We start from the raw sequence: 17,653 nt of genomic DNA, 5'->3' as shown, positions 1-17,653 counted from the left end.
CATGCGGTTTTCAAAAATACTTGTCGTGCGCCGCATTGTGGCGTAAGGGGCGGTTATCGCGAAAAGCGACTGCTTCCCTTGAGCCGCCCATTGGCGGAGTAAACAGGTGGACGAATTTACGTCCAGGCGGTCAAGCACACCCACCCATGCGCGAAAGCCATGGCTGGCCAGCGTTCTCCAAGCACAGCCCGCCTGACCTGCGTCAGGCTAACCGCAAGCCGTTGGCGTCCGTGTGGCGTTGGCGCTTGCCTTGACCGGAACACGCCATGCGCAAACCTCTTGTCGTTATCTTCACCGCTATCGTCCTCGATGCCGTCGGCATCGGCCTCATCTTTCCCATCCTGCCGTCCCTGTTGCGGGACGTCACCCACACCGCCAATGTCGCCCCCTATATCGGCGTCATGACCGCCCTCTATGCGGTGATGCAATTCCTCTTCGCCCCCGTGCTCGGCGCGCTCAGCGACCGGATCGGCCGCCGCCCGGTGCTTCTGATCTCGCTGGCCGGGGCGGCGGTCAACTACCTGTTCCTGGCGTTTGCGCCCCATCTGTGGATGCTGTTTCTGGGACGGGCCATCGCCGGTTTGACCAGCGCCAACATGTCCGTGGCGGCGGCCTATGTCACCGATGTGTCGCCCGAAGACACGCGCGCCCGCCGTTTCGGGCTGATCAATGCCATGTTCGGCATGGGGTTCATTGTCGGGCCCATCCTGGGGGGATTGCTCGGCGACCAGTGGGTGCGGCTGCCCTTTATTGCGGCGGCGGTGCTCAATGGCGGCAATCTGTTGCTTGCGCTCTTCCTGCTGCCCGAATCCCGCGTCCCCAGCCGTGAGGCGGCGGAGCGGCCTTTCGATCTGGCGTCGCTCAATCCGTTGCGGCCGCTGCGCTGGGCGCTGTCGATGACGGGTTTGTTGCCGCTCATTCTTGTCTTCTTCGTCTTCAGCGCCACGGGCGAAGCCTATGGCACCAGTTGGGCATTGTGGGGCAGCGATGTCTTCCACTGGAACGGATTGTGGATCGGCCTGTCATTGGGGGCGTTCGGCCTTTGCCAAACCGCGGCCCAGGCTTTTTTGCCGGGTGTGGCCGTGTCGCGTCTTGGCGAACGCGCAACCGTACTGACCGGCGTGGCGGGGACGTGTGCGGCGCTGCTGGTCATGGCGTTTGCCAGGCAGGGCTGGATGGTGTTCGCGGTCATGCCGGTCTTCGCCATGGGCGGCATCGGTATGCCGGCCTTGCAGGCCCTGGCCAGCCGTCAGGTGGACGACGCGCAGCAGGGCCAGTTTCAGGGCGTGCTGGCGTCGGTGGTGAGCCTGGCCTCCATCGTCGCGCCGCTGGTCTTTTCCAGCGTCTATTTTGCCGTCCGCAGCCGATGGCCGGGCGCGATCTGGCTGTCGGTCATCGCCGTCTATGCGATCGGTGCCAGTCTGGTGGCCGGTTTGCGGTTCGGGCCGCGACAGGCGACCGCCGCGCCATCAGGCGTGGGGGAGTGAGCTTGACCGGAACGCTTCGACCAATCCGTTGACCTGTTCGATGTCCAGCGGCTTGACCAGATGGACATCGAACCCAGCGGCGCGGGTGTTTTCGCGCGATTCGGGGCTGCTCCATGCCGTTTGCGCGATGATCAGGCATCGCCCCAGGCTGTCGTCGGCGCGAATGTGCCGGCAGGCATCGAGGCCATCCATTACCGGCATGGCAAGGTCCATAAGAATGACATCCGGCTTGAATGTCTTCGCCATCGCGACCGCTTCGGCACCATTGAAGCAGGTTCTGACCTCATGGCCATAGTCTTCCATGGCCCAGCCCAGCGTAGTGGCGGAGGCTTCGTTATCATCCACCACCAGGATACGCGATCTGCGGATGGGACGTTGTAAGGGGAGGTCGCCCGCACCGGGCTTTCCGGAAGGGGGGCGAGGAGACAATATTTCTAACCCTGTGTGACGCATCTCAAATACCGTTGTTATATTTTGCAACATTTATGACATAGTTCACGTAAAGGTAAAGGTAAAAGTGCAAAAATATGGCTGTAAATCAAATATATAGGAAAATTTTGCGTGATTTGTCGCCGTTTGCAAATCCTTGCAAGATAATCACAAGTGGCGGCGCGCAGGGCGGCCCCGCAACCATGGGTGAAAAAAGTACCATTTGGAGAATGACTTTAATTATATCGCTGTTATATTCCGGCGATCAGGTCATCAAAGAAGGGCATCTAAAATGGATCGGCGCATATTTCTATCTGGCCTGACGGCCCTGATTGCGACATCGGCGCGGGCGGATGACGCGGCGGCGGTGGCCACCATTCAGTCGGCGGTCGAACAAATCGTCGCTCAGTTCATGATAAGCGCAGGCGATCTGGTGAAGGGCTTCGCCACGCCCAAGGTTGTGGTGTCGTTTACACCGGAACTGTCCTGGATCAAGCCGGACGGCACTGAGGTCCATACGGCGGCGTGGGTGCAGTGTCCGCCCGATTTTCAGGGATTCATCGCCTCACTGCTGGGGCCGACGCCTCCGATGGCGCCGGGGCTCTTCTTCGGCGAAGTTTTCAACGCGTTTCTGGTGCCGCATGAGATGTCCCACTTCGTTGACGCCAAGCGCAACAATCTGCGCAATGGGGGGCGGCTGTATGACGGCGAAGTCCACGCCAACCGGGTGGCCGTGGCGTTCTGGCTGGGCCAGCCCGGCGGGCGAGCGCGTATCGAACGCCTGATGGCGGCGGTGGCGGTGGTCGAATCGAATCTGCCCAATCCCGTGCCGGATGGCCAGGACCGGATCGCCTACTTCCAGGACAATTACGAAAAGCTGGGGAGCAATCCCGCCGCCTACGGATGGTATCAGTTCCGCATGTTCCTCGATGCGTGGGCATTGCGCGACGAAAAGGATTTCAAGACCTTGCTCGCCCAAGGTGCTTAAGGGGCTGGGTGCTTAAGGGTTTTGGGGGCGTAAGGGGGCGGTAGTCGGTCACAGGTCTGCGGCTCAGTTAAGACCATCGCTGGCGCCATGATCATGTCGCATGCGGTGCAATCGCCTTTTTTCGGTCCTTATTTGTCGTTTCAATGGGAACCGCACGACTGGGGTGACGGCGGATTCGAGAACGAAGAGGTTTCGATGACTGACTTTAAATCCCGCGCGCTGTTTGTGGCGCTTCCTGTCATGCTTGCCCTTTCGGGCTGCGCCAGCCACCGCTATGTTGACGACAAGGTCGCCACGGTGAGCAGTCGCGTCGACCAGCACGACGCGCACCTGTCGCAGCTTGACAAGACCACTCAGGACGCGCTCGACCGCGCCACGGCGGCGGGAAAACTGGCCGAAGGCAAGTTCGTCTATTCGGTCGTATTGAGCGACGATTCCATTAAATTCGACACGGGTAAGGCCGTTCTGTCCGACGACGCCAAGGGCCGTCTGGCGCAACTGGCCGACAAGCTGAAGGCCGATAACAAAAACGTCTATCTGGAAATTCAGGGCTATACGGATTCGACCGGCACCGACGCCGTCAACTACCGTCTGGGCGAGGAACGCGCCGATAGCGTGCGCCGCTTCCTGAATAGCCAAGGCATTGCGCTCAACCGTATGGCGTCGATCTCTTACGGGTCGGAGCAGCCCGTCGCCCCCAACACCACTGCTACCGGGCGTTCAGCCAACCGGCGTGTCGTGATCGTGGTGCTGTCCTAAATCGCTTTGTCCCGGTCGGGTATGGCCCGGCCGGGGCTATGTTTAACCAAGCGTCATGACCTTCGACTCATGACGCTTGGCCATGACGCTTGGCAAGGGCGACTGCCCGTCGCCGCCTATGCGGCGAGCCATGCGGCGTTTGAGCTGAAAAAGAGAATACCAATGAAGCGGTTCTACACCGCGCACATGGTATTATTTCGACGATTTGTCCGCGCACACCGGTTCGTCGTGGTCCAGGGCGTGCAGGCTTGCCAAGGTGTCCCTCAAGGCGTCGCGGCATCGGTCGCTGACCGGCACCATGGGCAGGCGCATGTCTTCGCTGCACCAGTCCTGCATGGCCAAAGCCGCCTTGACCGGCGCGGGGTTCGGTTCATCGAACAGATGCGCGATCAGGGGCATGAGCAGGTTGAACCGTTTCCACGCCCCGTCGGCGCTGTATTTTTCCAGCATATGCCAGGCCTCGGCAAAGCGGCGCGGGGCGACCTGGGCGGAGGCGCTGATGGCGCCGTGCGCGCCGGCTTCCAGAGCGCGGAACATCCACGCATCGTCGCCGCACATGACGTTCAGGCCTGTGATATCAAGCAGGGCCTTGAGGCGCTCCATGGTCAGGCCGCACGCCTTGATGGCGGGGAAGTCGCCGTCGCGGGCCAGGCGGGCAATGGTCTCTGTATGCAGGACCGTGCCGGTGCGCACCGGAATATCATAGAGGATGATCGGCCGGTCGGCGGCATCGGCGGCGGCCATGAAGTGGCGATAGACGCCGTCCTGGCTGGGGCGGACATAGCTGGGCGCGGACATCAGATAGCCCGCGATCGGGCTTTGGCGCAGCTCAGCCAGTTCGTCTAGTATCTTCTGCGTGTTCGCGCCCTCAAGGCCCATGAAGAGGGGGATATGACGAGGGACGGATGCCGCGACGGTTTCAGCCAGACGGGCTTTTTCATAAACTGTGAGAGCCGGGCCTTCACCCGTCGTCCCGCCGATAACCAGACCGTGAAGGCCAGAGCCCACAAGATGAACAGCAAAGAGACCAGCACCATCATAGTCGACAGCTCCATTTTTAAAGGGGGTGATCATTGGGGCCCAGATGCCTGTGTAGGGCGATCTGGACGTGGCAGATTCAGGAAACAGCATGGCGTCAGGCCGCCTCGGGCCAGGATAAGGCCTCGGCGCGTGCCGGTTCGACGGCGCCGAACTGGGCCGCCGGCAAGCCCGCGATCAGGGCGTGCATGGCGCGTTCGCAGGCGGTGGCGGCCACGGTGATCCGGCAGCGGATGTCGTGCGTGTCGCCGACCGCTTCGATGTCGATGGCGTGGAGGTCGCAGCCGCATTCACGGCGCAACAGGCCCTGGGCGGTGGCGCTCAGATCGGCGTCAACGGTCAGGGGAAAGGTGAGCAGGGACGGCAGAGGATCAGGGGAAGGCATGATGGTTGGCTCACAACAGGGGAGACAGCCTCAGATTACGCCGCGCCGCGTATCGCCAATGTATAGATTTGCCCAGCGCCCATAGAGATTTTGTATAGGCGGCGAAATTGGCATAAAGCCGACATTTCCGGCTTCAAAAGCTGCTGGAGCGAACGTTTTAAGGGCTTATGCAGGTCCAAGGAGCGAGTCTGCCATCGCCACGCGTTGAGCCCGAAAACCCAGAACCTCGATAATACGCGGTCCGTTGTGCAATAGTCCAAGATCATCTTCGCGAAGCATGGTCTTGAGGCGCCGGTCTACGCGCTTCCGCAATCGGGGAAATTCAATCTGGATGGGAATATCATCAGGAGATGTGAGGGGGACAAAAATGACCACATCAAGCACGGCGAGCGCTTTGCTGATATTTGCCAGTTCACGGCCGCCCGGCAGCCATTCAAAGCCCTCACTGGCACTGACAACTTCCAAATAGGCGAGAAAATCGAGTGGGCAGCGGTCAAAGATCACGTCGCGGCCATGAGCATACTCCAGGATCAGCTTGCAGCTTTCAGTGAGCTGCGTTTCAAGATCAGGTATCGTTGCTCCATTGGAAAACGCAACCCCTTGCTGCTCAAGAAGCCAATAGGGCTCCGCCACGCTTTCATAGCTGCGATGAACGGCAGTGAAATCCTCGATGAATGTCGTCTTGCCTGTGCCATGCGCACCTGTGACTGCAATATGCATTATGCCTCCCCCTCCCGGCGCATATATAACGCCGGTCTCAAGCACGCAATACAAGACCCGAAGCTTCTTGAGAAAGCCGATTATAGACGTCCATGATGGTGTTGTTACGATGTATTTCCCAAAATTTCGGCGTTTCCCTATATCCGACGTTGAGGAGATTGGAACCCTTTCCAACGGTGATTATTTTATCCGAGTGAAAGGCCGAAAATATGGTGTTTCACCCATGCTCTGTCAGAATGGCAAGACGCTAAGACTAAATATGGAGGCGCTCAGGCGGCACGTTTCTGCTTCGTCTTAGCTAGCTGGCCAGCGACGGCGACATGGCGGCGTGTTTGCGAACGGCGTTACATAGAATTAACTTGTCGCAGACGTTTTCATCTGAAACTTTATGGGGGTAAAAGCCGGAGGGGCAGATGAACGGAATTGAACTTTACGCGCCGCGAACCGCGCGGCATCGGCGGACGTGGACAGCGGCCGCTATTTTTTTGGTCGTTGTCTTTATTGTGGCGGGACAGGCGGCGACGGTGTTCGGCGTGCTGAAGCCTATGGGGTTTCATCAGGCGGATCTGGAAACCAAATGGGTTCCCGCCCTGTTGCAACTTTTGGGTTTCGGCTTTTCGGCGCTGCTGGTCTTTGCCTGGGCGGGGCTGTTTGAACGCCGCGGCCCGGTCGCCCTGGGATTCAATACCAAGCCTTTGGTGCGATACGGCCGGGGATTGCTGGTCGGATTTGGTTTCCTGGCAACGGTCATAGGCGTCATCTGGGCATTGGGCGGATACAGGGTTGAAAACCTGGGGGTGTGGGCCGCACCCGCACCGGCCTTGTTTATTCCGATCATTTGTCTGTTCGGTGGGTTCATGATTCAGGGCGCGACGGAGGAGATTCTGCTGCGGGGCTGGCTGATGCAACTGGTGGCTTCGCGCCATGGTCTGATCGTCGCGATCGTGATCAATGCCATCGTGTTTTCATTGCTGCATGCCGGCAATATCAAGCCGTCGAAGGAACTGGTTCTGGGCCTGCTGAATATCGTCCTGTTTGCCGTGATGATCAGCCTCTACGCCATCAAGGAAGGCTCGTTGTGGGGCGTATGCGCCTGGCACAGCGCGTGGAACACCTTGCTCGGCGTCGGCTTTGGGCTTGAAGTGAGCGGCGAAAAGCTGGCCGTGGCGCCGGCGGTAATCGATCTGGCGCCGGTGGGCGGCGCGCAGTGGTGGCTGACCGGCGCCAGCTTCGGTCCGGAAGCCAGTGTGGTGACGACGTTCGTGCTGCTGATCGGGACGGCCTACCTGCTGGCGACCGGGGCGTTGAAGGCGCAGGGCCACGCCAAGCCGGAGCCTGTACAGACGGCGGCGTAGACGGTCATTCGTCATCGCGAAGCAGAATGTCGAGCATGGCGTCGCGATTGTTGAGGAATTGCCGCGTGACCTGCACGTGTTCGGTGTCTTGGTAGGCGACCTTTTCCAGGCCATATTGCGACACCTGCCAGATGTCGGCGTCCGGATAGCCCAGGATGATCGGCGAATGGGTGGCGATAATGAATTGCGAATCTTGCGCTATCAATTCGTGCATCCGCGCCAGGAACGCCATTTGGCGGGACGGGGAGAGCGCCGCTTCGGGTTCGTCCAGGATATAGAGGCCCTTGCCGAAAAAGCGATTGTCGAAAAGCGCGAAAAACGACTCGCCGTGCGACTGCGCATGCAAGTCTCCGCCATAGCTGTGCGTGGCTCCGATGTCGTTGATATAGGTGGCGGCGTTGAAGAAGCTTTCGGCCCGCAGGAAAAAACCGTCCTGCACCTTGCGCGGGGTGCGGACCGGACGGACGAATTGGTGCAGGTCGGAATGGGAGTCGTGGTTGGAAAAGTTGAAATTCTTGCTGCCGCCTTCGGCATTGAACCCCCACGCCACGGCCAGGGCCTCGATCAATGTCGACTTGCCAGAGCCGTTTTCGCCGACGAAGAAGGTCACCTTCGGATGAAAGACAATCCGGTCGAGGCTGCGCACGACCGGCAGGTTGAAGGGATATCGGTTGCTATCCCAGCCAGGCTCGCCATTGCGGAAAATGGCTTCCAGCCAATAGTGTCGGGCATCAATGGAGCGCATCCGTCCTCCTGAGGCTATGGTCCGGGCACATGGCCTTTCGCGGCGTATGCGTTATTTTCGGCGATCGGTTTTTGCCGAAATGAAGAGAATTAGCCACAAATTCCACGCCGCGAAAGCTGCGAAGAAGGCCGTTCCCAAATTAGGGTGGCCGTTTCGCACAAACCAAAGTCCAGAATGAATAATGGCCAATGCGATAGCCACACCACCAAACAGGACCAGGATGCCCATGGGATGGATAGGTATGGCACTGCCAAACCACGTCCGTTGAAACCCGTATTCCTTACGTTTGCTCATTGCGCTCTCCAGGATCCATTCGAAATATCAGACCTTTTCGTGGGCGGATAGAGCGACGGTTTTTTTACCTCAGGTCAGGACGGCGTTGCGCCATCACGTCGTAGTGTGTGCCTTCGCCGACCTTTTCGAACGACGAAAAGCCGATGGCGCGCAAAATGTTTTCCAGGGCGCGCGGCGAGACCCAATTTTCGTCGACTTCATAGAAAATGGCCAGCACCCTGGGGGCGAAACTGGCTTCGGCAATGGAGGCGATGACCTCCGCTTCATGCCCTTCGACATCTATTTTTATAACGATGGGGAGGTTCGCGGGCAGCAGCGGGTCGATCGATGCGGCGGACTTGATCTCAATGGTCTCAGACATATGGCTGCCGTCTTGCCCCCGGATAGAGGCGACGCCGGAATGACCGTCCTTGACGTAAATGGGCACCTGCGCATCGATGTTCGAGATGCCGAACGGATGCGGAGTGATTGTCTCGGTCAGGCCGTTCAGGGCGATATTTTTCGTCAAAAGATCGAAGGTCTTTTTGACGGGCTCGAAACTATGAACCCGCTGGCAATGCGGGTTTTTGGCCGCAAGGAGAGAGTAGAGGCCCTGGTTTGCGCCGATATCAAGGAAACCAAATGGGGTCGGATAGTCGGCGAGGTAATTGGCCAGATAGGGGCCATATTCCGCGAAGGTGCAAAGCCTAAAGGTCAAGTCGTTCCAATTGGGGGCGAGTAAAACGCCATATTTCGATTTGACCGGTCGCTCAGGAAATAGTCTTGAATAGGATATCCTGGCCGCGATGATACATTTTCGTTTTATTTTCCGGGATACCCCCTCGGGGCCTTCGTTCATGAAGGTTCTGAAAATGTTCCTGATCTTCATCACACGGCCCTCCGACACTTCCGTCTTTGGTTGGCGTTTCGCGGCCTTGCTTTTAGGCGCCTTTTCATCAGAAAGTACAACACACTTTTCGGACAGCGCTTTAAGGTGCCCATCCTTTCTCATAGACGCTAAGTGAGACGTTTTCGTGCACGGCCTGTCGATTTGTGTGAGGTTGACCTAACAGGGTTGACATGTTAGGTTGGCCTCACATTTCGATGGTCACGGGGGGCACATGCCAAAGGCACAAGGGCGATACATCTTTCGAACACTCTTGTTTATGTCCATCTATGTGGCCCTGAACGTCGCGGCCATTTTGGTCGTATTCGACGGGCTGGACCCGTTGGGGAAGGCGCTGGTTGCGGCCTGCGTCGCGGTTCCCGTTGCGTTGCAGATCTGGGCGACCTTGGCCCAGATAAAGGAAAGCGACGAGTTCATTCGAATGATGTTGACGAAGCAATTTCTCATAGCGGCCGGTGCAGCGATATCGCTTTCCAGTGCATGGGGATTTGCCGAAAGTTATGCCCATGCGCCACATGCTCCCGGATGGCTGGTCTATATTTTATATAACGGCTGTTATGGCCTGACGGCACCTTTCCTCAAAACAACGCGTTTATGAAAAATCGCCTGAAAGACTTGCGGACGGAGCGGGGCTGGACCCAGGAAGAGTTGGGTAACAAGGTCGGCGTTTCCCGATACGCGATCCTTGCCATTGAGACCGACAAACACGATCCGTCTTTGGATCTCGCCTATCGTCTGTCATCCGTGTTCCGCCTGCCGTTGGAACGCATCTTCGATAATCCCTATTGGCAGGAATGAGACGCTTTCGTATGGACAGACGAACGTTTTTGAGGGGCGCGGGGGCCGTGCCTTTGATGGGATGCACCACGGTGCCGGCCGAACGCCGCCACGGGCCGGGCGTTGCCATCACGGTCGATGATTTCAATTTGGCCGATGACGTGATTATGTCGGGCGAAGCGCGCGATGGGCGCATTCGTAAGGCTTTGGCTGACTACGGTATCGCCGGCGCGGGTTTCGTTGCCGGCAAATATGTTGATGCCGACGTGGCGCCGCGTGTTTTGGCGGCGTGGTCGGCGGGCGGGCATATCCTTGGCAACCACACCTTTTCGCACGCCTATTATTCCGGGGCTGATCCGTCCGCCTATATGGCCGATATTCTTAAGTGCGAAGGCTTGCTGACGCCCTATGCGGGCTTTCGCAAGCTGTTCCGGTATCCCTTTCTGGCTGAGGGCAAGACCGCCCAAGGCCGCGACGCCCTTCGCGCGCTGTTGCGGGTCAACGGCTATCGCATCGGCCACGTTACGATTGATGCGTCTGACTGGGTCTATGCCGCGAGGCTGACCCGGCGCCTGAAGGCCGACCCCACGTCCGATCTGACACCCTACCGTCAGGCCTACCTCGATCACCTTTGGGATCGGGCCTCATACTATGATCGGCTGGCGCAATCGGTCTTCGGCCACTCGCTCAACCATACGCTCCTGTTGCATCATAACCTGACGACCGGTCTGTTTCTCGGCGATGTCCTGGCGATGTTCAAGGCCAAGGGGTGGCGATTGGTGGACGCCGCAACCGCCTTCAAACAGCCGGAGTTCCTAAGCGAATACAAGACCCTACCGTCCGGCCAGAGTCTGGTTTGGGCGGCGGCAAAGGCGAGTGGCCGATATGAAACGCAGCTCCGCTATCCCGGGGAAGATGAGCGCTACGAAGCGCCGAAACTGGACGCGCTGGGACTCTGAGGCCTGGCGCTGGACGGTCAATGCGCACGCGAAATGTGTGGCGCAGGTCAGGGCCGCTGTTACAGCCTGATCTCTTCGAATGAATCGCTCTGCTCGAATTCCCAAGACCGCACCATGTCCACCACTTCATCTAATGTCTCATCCGGATGAATCGAAGTGCATAGATAAAACGTCTGGTCTATTTCGCCACCTACGGCAAGCGCGCCGATAGTACGTTGAATCCTCTCACAGCCCAATCCAAAAACGGCGATGAGTACCACGCCGTCAGCCACACATCGTTTCACAAAATCAGCAAGCAGCGCTTCATCTGATACCGGGACGTGTAGAATGAGTTTGCGGGCGAGCGGCATAGGCATACTATAGGTCGTCAATTGCGGGTCTACCACTGGTTTTTGTCATCAGAGTTTTAAGGGTAACGCCACCCTTGCCGATAATTGCATAGCGCGTTATATAACGCTGTATGAAAGGCGGAGTCGTGTGATGGATATCGTCAGTGAGTTGGGGCCGGTGTTTTTGGGCAGCCGGTTGAAGCGGCTGGCTGAGCGGTTGCAGGCGGATGCCGCGCGCCTTGTCGGTGAGGCGGGGTTGGCCGTTCAGCCGGCGCACATGCCGGTGCTGATGGCGCTGGATCGCCAGCCGATGACCATTGGGCAGATGGTCGAGGCGGTCGGTGTCAGCCAGCCCGGCATTACGCGCAGCATCGGCCAATTGATCGATATGGGGCTGGTCCAGTCCGAGAAGGGCGCCGACCAGCGGATACGTACCGCCTCCCTGACGCCGGACGGGCAGGCGGCCATTGCGCGGGCCAAGCACCTGGCGCTGCCGCGTATCGAGGCGGGGGTCTTGAGCCTGTTTGACGCGCTTGACGGCGATTTTCTCGGCCAGATATCGGCGGTCGAAGCGGCGCTTGACGACCGATCCCTCTATGCGCGGGCGGGCGAGGTGGGGCCGCCCGTCTTGACGATCCGCGAGTACACGCCGGAATTGGCGGCGGATTTTCATGACATCAACGCCGAATGGATCCGTAGCATGTTCCGGTTGGAGGCCACGGATTTGGAGGTGTTGCGCCATCCGGAGGAAACAATCATCGGCCCCGGCGGGGTTATCCTGTTCGTCGAAGCGGCGGGGCTGGGGATCGTCGGAACCTGCGCTTTGCAAAAGACCGGGCCGGGTGCCTTCGAACTGACCAAGATGGGGGTGCGGTCGCAGGCCCGGGGATTGAAGGCGGGCGAATTCCTGCTGGCGGCCATGATCGCGCGGGCGAAAGACATGGGCGCGCGGACGGTCTATCTGCTGACCAATGCGCGCTGCGCCGCCGCCATTCACCTCTATGAAAAACTGGGTTTCCGTCACGACGCGGAAATCAAGGCGACCTATGGCGCACGCTATGAACGCTGCGATGTCGCCATGCGGCTGGGCGGATTGGACTGATCACCGGAGCGTTATTGGCGCGCGTCGCCGTCCTTTTGTAACGTGGGTATAACGACCGGCGCGCTGCGTTGCCGGCACCCTTGAGAGGATGCAAGATGGCCAAAAACACAATCTGCCTGTGGTATGTTCGTGACGCGGAAGAGGCGGCACGCTTTTACGCGCAGACCTTTCCCGACAGCGCGGTTGGCGCCGTCTATCGCGCGCCGGCCGATTTTCCGGGCGGCAAGGCGGGCGATGTGCTGACCGTGCATTTCACCGTATGTGGCGTGCCGTGCCTGGGGCTTAACGGCGGGGACGTGTTTCATCACAGCGAGGCCTTTTCCTTTCAGATCGCGACCGAGGATCAGGCGGAAACCGACCGCTACTGGGACGCCATTGTCGGCAATGGCGGCGCGGAAAGCGAGTGCGGATGGTGCAAGGACAAATGGGGACTGTCGTGGCAGATCACGCCGCGCGTCCTGACCGACGCCCTGGCCGAGGGCGGAGAGGTGGGCCGGCGCGCCTTCGAAGCGATGATGCAGATGAGCAAGATCGACATTGCCCGCATCGAAGCGGCGGTGCGGGGTGAGGGGGCTTAGACTATAGCCCGATCCGTTATCATGACCTTAGGGTTACAAACGGGTGCTTGGCCTGAGCTATCTCGACCGCGAGGGGCGGACCGTTCCGTGGTGAGCACGGTCTCAGGCTCACCTCCCTAATGACGGCGTGCCGTTCGTCACCGCTCCATGACGAGCAGGGTCGACGTCGCGGTGGCCAGAATACGGCCCGTTCGGTCCTTAATATCGGCCTCGGCAAAGGCCGCGCGTCGCCCGACCTGCTGCACACGGCCTTCCGCACGCAGCAGACCGGTATCTGCCGTGATCGGCCGGAGGTAGCCGACCTTTAATTCGAGCGTCGTGTAGATTTGACTGGCCGAAAGCTTGGACTGAACAGCGCAGCCACAGACGGAATCGAGCAAGGTGGCCGCATAGCCGCCATGAACCGTACCAATCGGATTATAGACTTTCAGACTGGGGGTTGCCGTCAGACGCGCCCAGCCGTCACCCACTTCCGTCAGCAGAAAATCCAGAGTCCCGCCAATAGGGGTGTGCCCGCCGGCGGATATCAACGCTCGCAAGGTTTCGATACCGGAGGGACCTGACGCCACGTCATCGACACCGTTCATCGAAAATCTCCTGTTTGGATAGGACGCGTTGATACGAAAACATCATGGGCCTGCCATGGCCTTTACGCTCACAATCGCATGGACCAATAAAGTAACAGACCTGTAAGTTACTTTCATAAAGTGAACAGGTCTGTTACTTTGTCAAGCTGGAAATCGGAATGCGGAAGTAAAGGCACTATGGAGCCAACAGCCCAACCCCGGCGTGGTGCGCCCCTCAAAGGCGATGTGAGCGCCCGCGAACGTATCCTTACGACGGCAAGCCAGCTATTTTACCGTGAGGGTATCCGCGCCATCGGTGTCGATACGGTCGTTGAGCAATCCGGTGTGTCGAAGACGAGCCTTTATCGACTGTTTGACTCGAAAGACGCCTTGATTGCGGCCTTTGTCTCCGAACAGGACCGCCAGTATTGGGCGTGGTGGGATAGCCTTGAAGACCGGCATGGCGACAACCCAGGCGTCTTGCTGGACGCGCTTTTATCGGGAATCGCAAAGCGGATCATGCACCCGGCCTATCGCGGCTGTCCGTTTCTCAACCTGTTGACCGAGTTTCCCGCTGAAAACCATCCTGGCCGTATGGTCGCCTTGCGCAACAAGGTGGAAATGGAGACGAGGCTAGGCGCCTTATTCGGCAGGCTGGGTGTAGCGGATCCCGGCCGTGCCGCGTCGCAGATGGCGCTGGTCATCAACGGCGCCTATGTTTCTGGCCTGATGTCGCGCCCCACCGATTTGAAGGGCGACCTGCTCGATGCCGCGATGAAGCTCTTGGGTTAAGGCTCCGGAATGACCCCATTGGCGCGGAACCACGCCACTTCGTCACGCAAGGTTTCGTCCACCGGGCGGAAGGATAGACCCAGTTCGCGTTCGCTTTTGGCGGGGTTGTAGCGCGAGCGGTCGGCCTCCTTGGCGACGGTGCGCGCCATCGCCCAACTCAGCAGCACCGGGCGTCCCGTCAGCCGGGCATAGGTTTCGTAACCGGCGGCGAGGACGTGCAGGAGCCACAAGGGGATGCGGCCGCGGGGCGCCTTTACGCCCGCCGCCCGCGCGATCAGGGGGACGAGGTCGGCCATGGTCATGTGCCGCCCGGCCGCCAGATAGCGTTCGCCGCGCCGGCCTTTCGCATTGGCCAGGATCATGGCCCGCGCCACGTCACGGGCATCGACAATCGAGAAGGAGCCGGGGGGCACGCCGGGTAACCGTTTCAGCGCCACGTCCACCACCGTCTGTCCCGCCGAGGTCGGCCCGATATCGCCCGGTCCATGCATCCAGCCGGGCAAGACCATGGCGGCCCAGGCATCCGGATGGCGGTCGAGGAAGGCCAGCACGACGTGGTCGGCCAGGATTTTGCTGCGGTAATAGTCATCCGCGTCCCGCTCTTTGCGCAACATGGTCTCGTCTATGACCTGGCCGCGGCGCCCATGCAGCACGGCGATCGAGCTGGTGTGAACGAAGCGGCGCACCCCCGCCCGGTAGGCGTCGTCGAGCAGGTGGCGCGTCCCTTCGACATTGGCGGCGTAGAGCGCGTCCCAATGGCTGCCGCCCTTGTAAGAGTCGCGGAAATAGGCGGCGGTATGGAAAAGCGTATCGACACCGGCAAGCGCCGGCGCAAAGCCCGCGACATCGAGCATGTCGCCCCGCACGATGTCGATGTCGAGGCCTGCGAATTGCTGGCGCGCCTTGTCGGGAGAGCGTACCAAGGCCCGCACCCGCCAGCCCGCCGCGATCAGTTCGCGTACGAGATTGTTGCCAAGAAGCCCGGTGGCCCCGGTCACGAAAGCCAGGGGCGCGCGGTGCGTCGGGTTAAAATCGTCAGGCATGAATCAGCTCCACAATGAAAGGAGCCTGTTCTATAATCGTGGACTATGGTCCATGGTCAAGGGGTGATATAGATGTTGATCGGTGCATTTGCGCGGCGGGCGGGGCTCAGCCAGGACACGGTGCGCTTCTATGTCCGCAAGGGGCTTCTTGCGCCGCAATCGAGCCGTCAGGGCGGGCGCAATCCGTATCAAATTTTCAGCGAACGCGATGTCTCTACCGCCTTGATGATCCGGTTTGCGCAATCGCTTGGGATGCCGCTTAAGGAAATCGCGGTGATCGCTAGCGAACTGGCCGGCGAGGGCCTGTCGGCGCAGCGCGAGATGGAGATTATCGACACTCAGGTGGCCAGGCTTGAAGAGAAGGCGGCGGACCTGGCGCGGTTGCTTGCCTATCTGCATGCGAAACGTGATTGGATGGCGCGCGGCAAACCCGGAGACGAGCCCCGGTTTTCCGAAGAGGGGCTGTGTCTCACGGCTATTGCGTCAGAGTGAGAGACGTGCCTAAGCGTCGCAAACCTAAACGTTCCAAACGCGCAAATTTCTATTGACGAGCGCAACTTTAGGTGTCGCTATTTCCGCTCACGTGCAGGGGGTGGGGATGGATTTCGCAGTCTTAGTCGATACTGGTTTGTCGCGCCCGGCGGGCTACGCCGAAGCCCATGCAGCAATGGTGACGCTCAGGGCAAAGACGGGCGTTTGCGAAATCACGCGGGCGGGCGAGTTGAGGTTTATCGGCGACACCGATGGGTTGGACGCGTGCCTGAATAGCGTCGGTTCGGCGAAAATAACCACCTTGTCGATGACTTCGGGGGGAGGCGATGTCGCCAAGGCGTTGCCGGTTGCGCGCCGTGTGGCGGCGCTTAAACTCAAATTGAAAATTATCGGGGTCTGCGCGTCAAGTTGCGCGAACTATATTGTGCCGGTGGCCTCGACAATCGAGATTATGCCGTACTCGATCATCGCCTTGCATGGCGGAATGGATAAGCGTTTTCTCTCAACCGCCGAAGCGCAGCTTAGGGCTTCCCTTGCCGCGTCCGACCCTGCGCCATCGCCCGAAGAGACAGATATGATCGTGAATTCGGAGCTTTCCAAATTGAAAGATCTTTTGGACGATCAGGAAAAATTTAAAGATGAGTACGGTGTGTCAAGCGACTGGTTCGAATTGAAGGCCTATAAAAATTTTGAGATGAAAGACGGTAGCGGAAAAACACCAATGGTGGCGGTATCCGAATCCTTCTTCAAAAAGAACCTAAATGTTAAGCTGTCTAACTCGTCATGGTGGATGAAGAACCAGACCGATTATAATCTGGTCAGTTCGCTTTTCGAAAAGTCATTTATTATATATGACGGCAACCCATAACCGTAACATTACGTCTATGGGTTCGCCAACATCTGGCCTCTGCCGCTATTTCTCCAGGCACTTCACGTCGGCTGAGGTGCAGTCCGTCTTGTAATTCGCGGCGCGGGCATCTGTGTAGCGGGCGATGCCGAGGTCAAAGCCGTGGACGATCCCAACCCTCAGCTTCTGGTTCGGGGCGAAGGTGTAGGCCTTCACGACCCGGGCGCCGATCTTGGCCAGCAGCGGGTCCGTGTCGGCGGGCCAGGCTCCGGTTGTCGCGGTCACAATCAAGGTGCGTGTCGTCGTTTTCTGGCCGTTAAAATAGTAAGTGGTGGTGTTATCCTGCGCCGATACGTCTGAGACTTCGGGCAGGGTCTTCACCGCATCCATGACACGCGGCAGGGGTTGTAGTTCTTTCTGTAGCCCAGGCAGGGCCTTGTTAAGCAGATCGGGGCCCGCCACGGCCAATCCCAGCGCGGCCAGAACGATGAGGACGGCTACTATGGTGTGGACGCGCCTGGTTTGCGGCGTAAATTCTTTCGTATCGGCGCGGACGACGATGGAGCCGGACAGCAGGTCATGAACCAGCCGGCGTTCCGGCCAGGCGAACAGGATAAGATAGATCTGCGCCAGGGTTACGCCGAAGACTATCGTCAGGACGGCGACGCCCAGGACCCGGACCAGGGTCGGATCGGTGACATTGAAATACCAGCCATTGAGCATGAGCGGACCGGACAGAACCAGGGCGCGCCACAGCGCCACAAACAGGTTGAGCGGTTTGCCGTTCAGGCCGACGACTTTCAGTCCCAGAATGCGTTTGCCAAGCGTGCGCCCGCCGCCAAGGTTACTGCCCAGAATGCCGTAATAGAGGATGGCAATCGCCAGTCCGATGAACCGGCCGTTCGACCCGAGCGCCGACACATAGTCCAGGGCCACCCAGCCGATGCCCCAACCCATGGCTCCGAGCAGCAGCGAGTCGATGAATGCCGCACCGACGCGTGGCCAAAATCCTGATACGTATGTTGATTTTTCCGTCATTGTCCCCACCCCCGTGTGGGTGTGATACTACTCCAATCGCATCG

24 protein-coding genes are annotated in these 17,653 nt (G+C 59.3%); 13 read left to right on the top strand and 11 right to left on the bottom strand.

Going from position 1 to position 17,653, the window contains the following annotated elements:
- The first annotated feature begins 266 nt into the window (after positions 1-266).
- The gene (locus RCJ00_RS04545; RefSeq protein ID WP_316220541.1) at positions 267-1,487 is read left to right on the top strand and encodes a TCR/Tet family MFS transporter; all 1,221 of its coding nucleotides are present in this window, start codon (positions 267-269) and stop codon (positions 1,485-1,487) included.
- Here RCJ00_RS04545 and RCJ00_RS04540 read toward each other — a convergent pair.
- The gene (locus RCJ00_RS04540) at positions 1,470-1,916 is read right to left on the bottom strand and encodes a response regulator (RefSeq protein WP_316220540.1); all 447 of its coding nucleotides are present in this window, start codon (positions 1,914-1,916) and stop codon (positions 1,470-1,472) included. The genes RCJ00_RS04545 and RCJ00_RS04540 overlap by 18 nt on opposite strands.
- 98 nt (positions 1,917-2,014) lie before the next feature.
- Here RCJ00_RS04540 and RCJ00_RS04535 point away from each other — a divergent pair, with 98 nt between their 5' ends.
- From RCJ00_RS04535 to RCJ00_RS04525, 3 genes are all read left to right on the top strand, one after another.
- On the top strand, positions 2,015-2,239 hold the full coding sequence (locus RCJ00_RS04535; RefSeq protein ID WP_316220539.1) for a hypothetical protein: 225 nt from the start codon (positions 2,015-2,017) through the stop codon (positions 2,237-2,239).
- Positions 2,209-2,904: a hypothetical protein gene (locus tag RCJ00_RS04530; protein WP_316220538.1), complete on the top strand. Its 696-nt coding sequence runs from the start codon at positions 2,209-2,211 to the stop codon at positions 2,902-2,904. The genes RCJ00_RS04535 and RCJ00_RS04530 overlap by 31 nt, the downstream gene beginning before the upstream one ends.
- A 195-nt stretch (positions 2,905-3,099) precedes the next feature.
- A complete protein-coding gene (locus tag RCJ00_RS04525) occupies positions 3,100-3,663 on the top strand; it encodes an OmpA family protein (RefSeq protein WP_316220537.1) in 564 nt (187 codons plus the stop codon).
- Between the two features lie 192 nt (positions 3,664-3,855).
- Here the strand turns inward: RCJ00_RS04525 and dapA are convergent, their stop codons facing one another.
- From dapA to RCJ00_RS04510, 3 genes are all read right to left on the bottom strand, one after another.
- Positions 3,856-4,794 carry a 4-hydroxy-tetrahydrodipicolinate synthase gene (dapA, locus tag RCJ00_RS04520; RefSeq protein WP_316220536.1) on the bottom strand — a complete coding sequence of 313 codons (939 nt, stop codon included), beginning with the start codon at positions 4,792-4,794 and terminating at the stop codon, positions 3,856-3,858.
- A 4-nt stretch (positions 4,795-4,798) separates the two neighbouring features.
- Positions 4,799-5,086 carry a hypothetical protein gene (locus RCJ00_RS04515; protein WP_316220535.1) on the bottom strand — a complete coding sequence of 96 codons (288 nt, stop codon included), beginning with the start codon at positions 5,084-5,086 and terminating at the stop codon, positions 4,799-4,801.
- A gap of 165 nt (positions 5,087-5,251) precedes the next feature.
- Positions 5,252-5,806: an AAA family ATPase gene (locus RCJ00_RS04510; RefSeq protein ID WP_316220533.1), complete on the bottom strand. Its 555-nt coding sequence runs from the start codon at positions 5,804-5,806 to the stop codon at positions 5,252-5,254.
- 413 nt (positions 5,807-6,219) lie between these two features.
- Here RCJ00_RS04510 and RCJ00_RS04505 point away from each other — a divergent pair, with 413 nt between their 5' ends.
- A complete protein-coding gene (locus tag RCJ00_RS04505; protein ID WP_316220532.1) occupies positions 6,220-7,161 on the top strand; it encodes a CPBP family intramembrane glutamic endopeptidase in 942 nt (313 codons plus the stop codon).
- Between the two features lie 4 nt (positions 7,162-7,165).
- Here RCJ00_RS04505 and RCJ00_RS04500 read toward each other — a convergent pair whose 3' ends face one another.
- From RCJ00_RS04500 to RCJ00_RS04490, 3 genes are all read right to left on the bottom strand, one after another.
- Complete coding sequence (locus RCJ00_RS04500) at positions 7,166-7,906, bottom strand: AAA family ATPase (RefSeq protein WP_316220531.1); 741 nt, start codon at positions 7,904-7,906, stop codon at positions 7,166-7,168.
- A gap of 51 nt (positions 7,907-7,957) precedes the next feature.
- Positions 7,958-8,200 (bottom strand): hypothetical protein, encoded by a 243-nt coding sequence (locus RCJ00_RS04495; protein WP_316220530.1) that lies wholly within the window; start codon positions 8,198-8,200, stop codon positions 7,958-7,960.
- 64 nt (positions 8,201-8,264) lie between these two features.
- Positions 8,265-8,897: an FkbM family methyltransferase gene (locus RCJ00_RS04490; protein WP_316220529.1), complete on the bottom strand. Its 633-nt coding sequence runs from the start codon at positions 8,895-8,897 to the stop codon at positions 8,265-8,267.
- Between the two features lie 403 nt (positions 8,898-9,300).
- Between RCJ00_RS04490 and RCJ00_RS04485 the strand changes: the two genes are divergently transcribed.
- From RCJ00_RS04485 to RCJ00_RS04475, 3 genes are read left to right on the top strand one after another with little or no spacing between them, the layout of a single operon-like run.
- The gene (locus tag RCJ00_RS04485; protein WP_316220528.1) at positions 9,301-9,684 is read left to right on the top strand and encodes a hypothetical protein; all 384 of its coding nucleotides are present in this window, start codon (positions 9,301-9,303) and stop codon (positions 9,682-9,684) included.
- The gene (locus RCJ00_RS04480) at positions 9,681-9,884 is read left to right on the top strand and encodes a helix-turn-helix transcriptional regulator (protein ID WP_316220526.1); all 204 of its coding nucleotides are present in this window, start codon (positions 9,681-9,683) and stop codon (positions 9,882-9,884) included. Before RCJ00_RS04485 ends, RCJ00_RS04480 begins: the two co-directional genes overlap by 4 nt.
- Before the next feature lie 11 nt (positions 9,885-9,895).
- Positions 9,896-10,822, top strand: coding sequence for a polysaccharide deacetylase family protein (locus RCJ00_RS04475; RefSeq protein ID WP_316220525.1), 927 nt, complete (start codon positions 9,896-9,898; stop codon positions 10,820-10,822).
- 59 nt (positions 10,823-10,881) lie between these two features.
- Here the strand turns inward: RCJ00_RS04475 and RCJ00_RS04470 are convergent, their stop codons facing one another.
- A complete protein-coding gene (locus tag RCJ00_RS04470) occupies positions 10,882-11,178 on the bottom strand; it encodes a DUF7684 family protein (RefSeq protein ID WP_316220524.1) in 297 nt (98 codons plus the stop codon).
- A gap of 124 nt (positions 11,179-11,302) precedes the next feature.
- Here RCJ00_RS04470 and RCJ00_RS04465 point away from each other — a divergent pair, with 124 nt between their 5' ends.
- Together RCJ00_RS04465 and RCJ00_RS04460 are read left to right on the top strand one after the other, a co-directional pair.
- The gene (locus RCJ00_RS04465; protein ID WP_316220523.1) at positions 11,303-12,253 is read left to right on the top strand and encodes a bifunctional helix-turn-helix transcriptional regulator/GNAT family N-acetyltransferase; all 951 of its coding nucleotides are present in this window, start codon (positions 11,303-11,305) and stop codon (positions 12,251-12,253) included.
- A gap of 95 nt (positions 12,254-12,348) precedes the next feature.
- Positions 12,349-12,831, top strand: a complete 483-nt coding sequence (locus RCJ00_RS04460) for a VOC family protein (protein WP_316220522.1) — start codon at positions 12,349-12,351, stop codon at positions 12,829-12,831.
- A gap of 137 nt (positions 12,832-12,968) precedes the next feature.
- Here RCJ00_RS04460 and RCJ00_RS04455 read toward each other — a convergent pair whose 3' ends face one another.
- Positions 12,969-13,418, bottom strand: a complete 450-nt coding sequence (locus tag RCJ00_RS04455) for a PaaI family thioesterase (protein WP_316220521.1) — start codon at positions 13,416-13,418, stop codon at positions 12,969-12,971.
- Positions 13,419-13,595: 177 nt separating this feature from the next.
- Between RCJ00_RS04455 and RCJ00_RS04450 the strand changes: the two genes are divergently transcribed.
- A complete protein-coding gene (locus RCJ00_RS04450; protein ID WP_316220520.1) occupies positions 13,596-14,189 on the top strand; it encodes a TetR/AcrR family transcriptional regulator in 594 nt (197 codons plus the stop codon).
- Here RCJ00_RS04450 and RCJ00_RS04445 read toward each other — a convergent pair.
- Positions 14,186-15,232, bottom strand: a complete 1,047-nt coding sequence (locus tag RCJ00_RS04445; RefSeq protein WP_316220519.1) for an SDR family oxidoreductase — start codon at positions 15,230-15,232, stop codon at positions 14,186-14,188. The two genes, RCJ00_RS04450 and RCJ00_RS04445, sit on opposite strands and share 4 nt — an antisense overlap.
- Before the next feature lie 72 nt (positions 15,233-15,304).
- On the opposite strand from RCJ00_RS04445, the gene RCJ00_RS04440 reads away from it, so the two are divergent.
- Positions 15,305-15,724, top strand: a complete 420-nt coding sequence (locus RCJ00_RS04440) for a MerR family transcriptional regulator (protein ID WP_316220518.1) — start codon at positions 15,305-15,307, stop codon at positions 15,722-15,724.
- A 106-nt stretch (positions 15,725-15,830) separates the two neighbouring features.
- Entirely contained in the window at positions 15,831-16,592 is a 762-nt protein-coding gene (locus tag RCJ00_RS04435; protein WP_316220516.1) for a hypothetical protein, read from the top strand.
- Between the two features lie 45 nt (positions 16,593-16,637).
- Here the strand turns inward: RCJ00_RS04435 and RCJ00_RS04430 are convergent, their stop codons facing one another.
- Positions 16,638-17,609, bottom strand: coding sequence for an RDD family protein (locus RCJ00_RS04430; RefSeq protein ID WP_316220515.1), 972 nt, complete (start codon positions 17,607-17,609; stop codon positions 16,638-16,640).
- Positions 17,610-17,653: the final 44 nt, after the last annotated feature.

The organism is Asticcacaulis aquihabitans (genome assembly GCF_032490435.1).
Lineage (GTDB): Bacteria > Pseudomonadota > Alphaproteobacteria > Caulobacterales > Caulobacteraceae > Asticcacaulis.
Note: the sequence above shows the minus strand (reverse complement) of the source record. Positions and strands in the feature narration are given on the sequence as shown.

Coding starts and splice junctions, on each gene's coding strand:
- RCJ00_RS04525 (WP_316220537.1), top strand. CDS start 3,100: ATGACTGACTTTAAATCCCGCGCGCTGTTTGTGGCGCTTCCTGTCATG.
- RCJ00_RS04535 (WP_316220539.1), top strand. CDS start 2,015: ATGGCTGTAAATCAAATATATAGGAAAATTTTGCGTGATTTGTCGCCG.
- RCJ00_RS04460 (WP_316220522.1), top strand. CDS start 12,349: ATGGCCAAAAACACAATCTGCCTGTGGTATGTTCGTGACGCGGAAGAG.
- RCJ00_RS04515 (WP_316220535.1), bottom strand. CDS start 5,086: ATGCCTTCCCCTGATCCTCTGCCGTCCCTGCTCACCTTTCCCCTGACC.
- RCJ00_RS04530 (WP_316220538.1), top strand. CDS start 2,209: ATGGATCGGCGCATATTTCTATCTGGCCTGACGGCCCTGATTGCGACA.
- RCJ00_RS04480 (WP_316220526.1), top strand. CDS start 9,681: ATGAAAAATCGCCTGAAAGACTTGCGGACGGAGCGGGGCTGGACCCAG.
- RCJ00_RS04475 (WP_316220525.1), top strand. CDS start 9,896: ATGGACAGACGAACGTTTTTGAGGGGCGCGGGGGCCGTGCCTTTGATG.
- RCJ00_RS04450 (WP_316220520.1), top strand. CDS start 13,596: ATGGAGCCAACAGCCCAACCCCGGCGTGGTGCGCCCCTCAAAGGCGAT.
- RCJ00_RS04500 (WP_316220531.1), bottom strand. CDS start 7,906: ATGCGCTCCATTGATGCCCGACACTATTGGCTGGAAGCCATTTTCCGC.
- RCJ00_RS04545 (WP_316220541.1), top strand. CDS start 267: ATGCGCAAACCTCTTGTCGTTATCTTCACCGCTATCGTCCTCGATGCC.
- RCJ00_RS04505 (WP_316220532.1), top strand. CDS start 6,220: ATGAACGGAATTGAACTTTACGCGCCGCGAACCGCGCGGCATCGGCGG.
- RCJ00_RS04465 (WP_316220523.1), top strand. CDS start 11,303: ATGGATATCGTCAGTGAGTTGGGGCCGGTGTTTTTGGGCAGCCGGTTG.
- RCJ00_RS04510 (WP_316220533.1), bottom strand. CDS start 5,806: ATGCATATTGCAGTCACAGGTGCGCATGGCACAGGCAAGACGACATTC.
- RCJ00_RS04440 (WP_316220518.1), top strand. CDS start 15,305: ATGTTGATCGGTGCATTTGCGCGGCGGGCGGGGCTCAGCCAGGACACG.
- RCJ00_RS04470 (WP_316220524.1), bottom strand. CDS start 11,178: ATGCCTATGCCGCTCGCCCGCAAACTCATTCTACACGTCCCGGTATCA.
- RCJ00_RS04485 (WP_316220528.1), top strand. CDS start 9,301: ATGCCAAAGGCACAAGGGCGATACATCTTTCGAACACTCTTGTTTATG.
- RCJ00_RS04455 (WP_316220521.1), bottom strand. CDS start 13,418: ATGAACGGTGTCGATGACGTGGCGTCAGGTCCCTCCGGTATCGAAACC.
- RCJ00_RS04495 (WP_316220530.1), bottom strand. CDS start 8,200: ATGAGCAAACGTAAGGAATACGGGTTTCAACGGACGTGGTTTGGCAGT.
- RCJ00_RS04435 (WP_316220516.1), top strand. CDS start 15,831: ATGGATTTCGCAGTCTTAGTCGATACTGGTTTGTCGCGCCCGGCGGGC.
- RCJ00_RS04430 (WP_316220515.1), bottom strand. CDS start 17,609: ATGACGGAAAAATCAACATACGTATCAGGATTTTGGCCACGCGTCGGT.
- RCJ00_RS04445 (WP_316220519.1), bottom strand. CDS start 15,232: ATGCCTGACGATTTTAACCCGACGCACCGCGCGCCCCTGGCTTTCGTG.
- dapA (WP_316220536.1), bottom strand. CDS start 4,794: ATGCTGTTTCCTGAATCTGCCACGTCCAGATCGCCCTACACAGGCATC.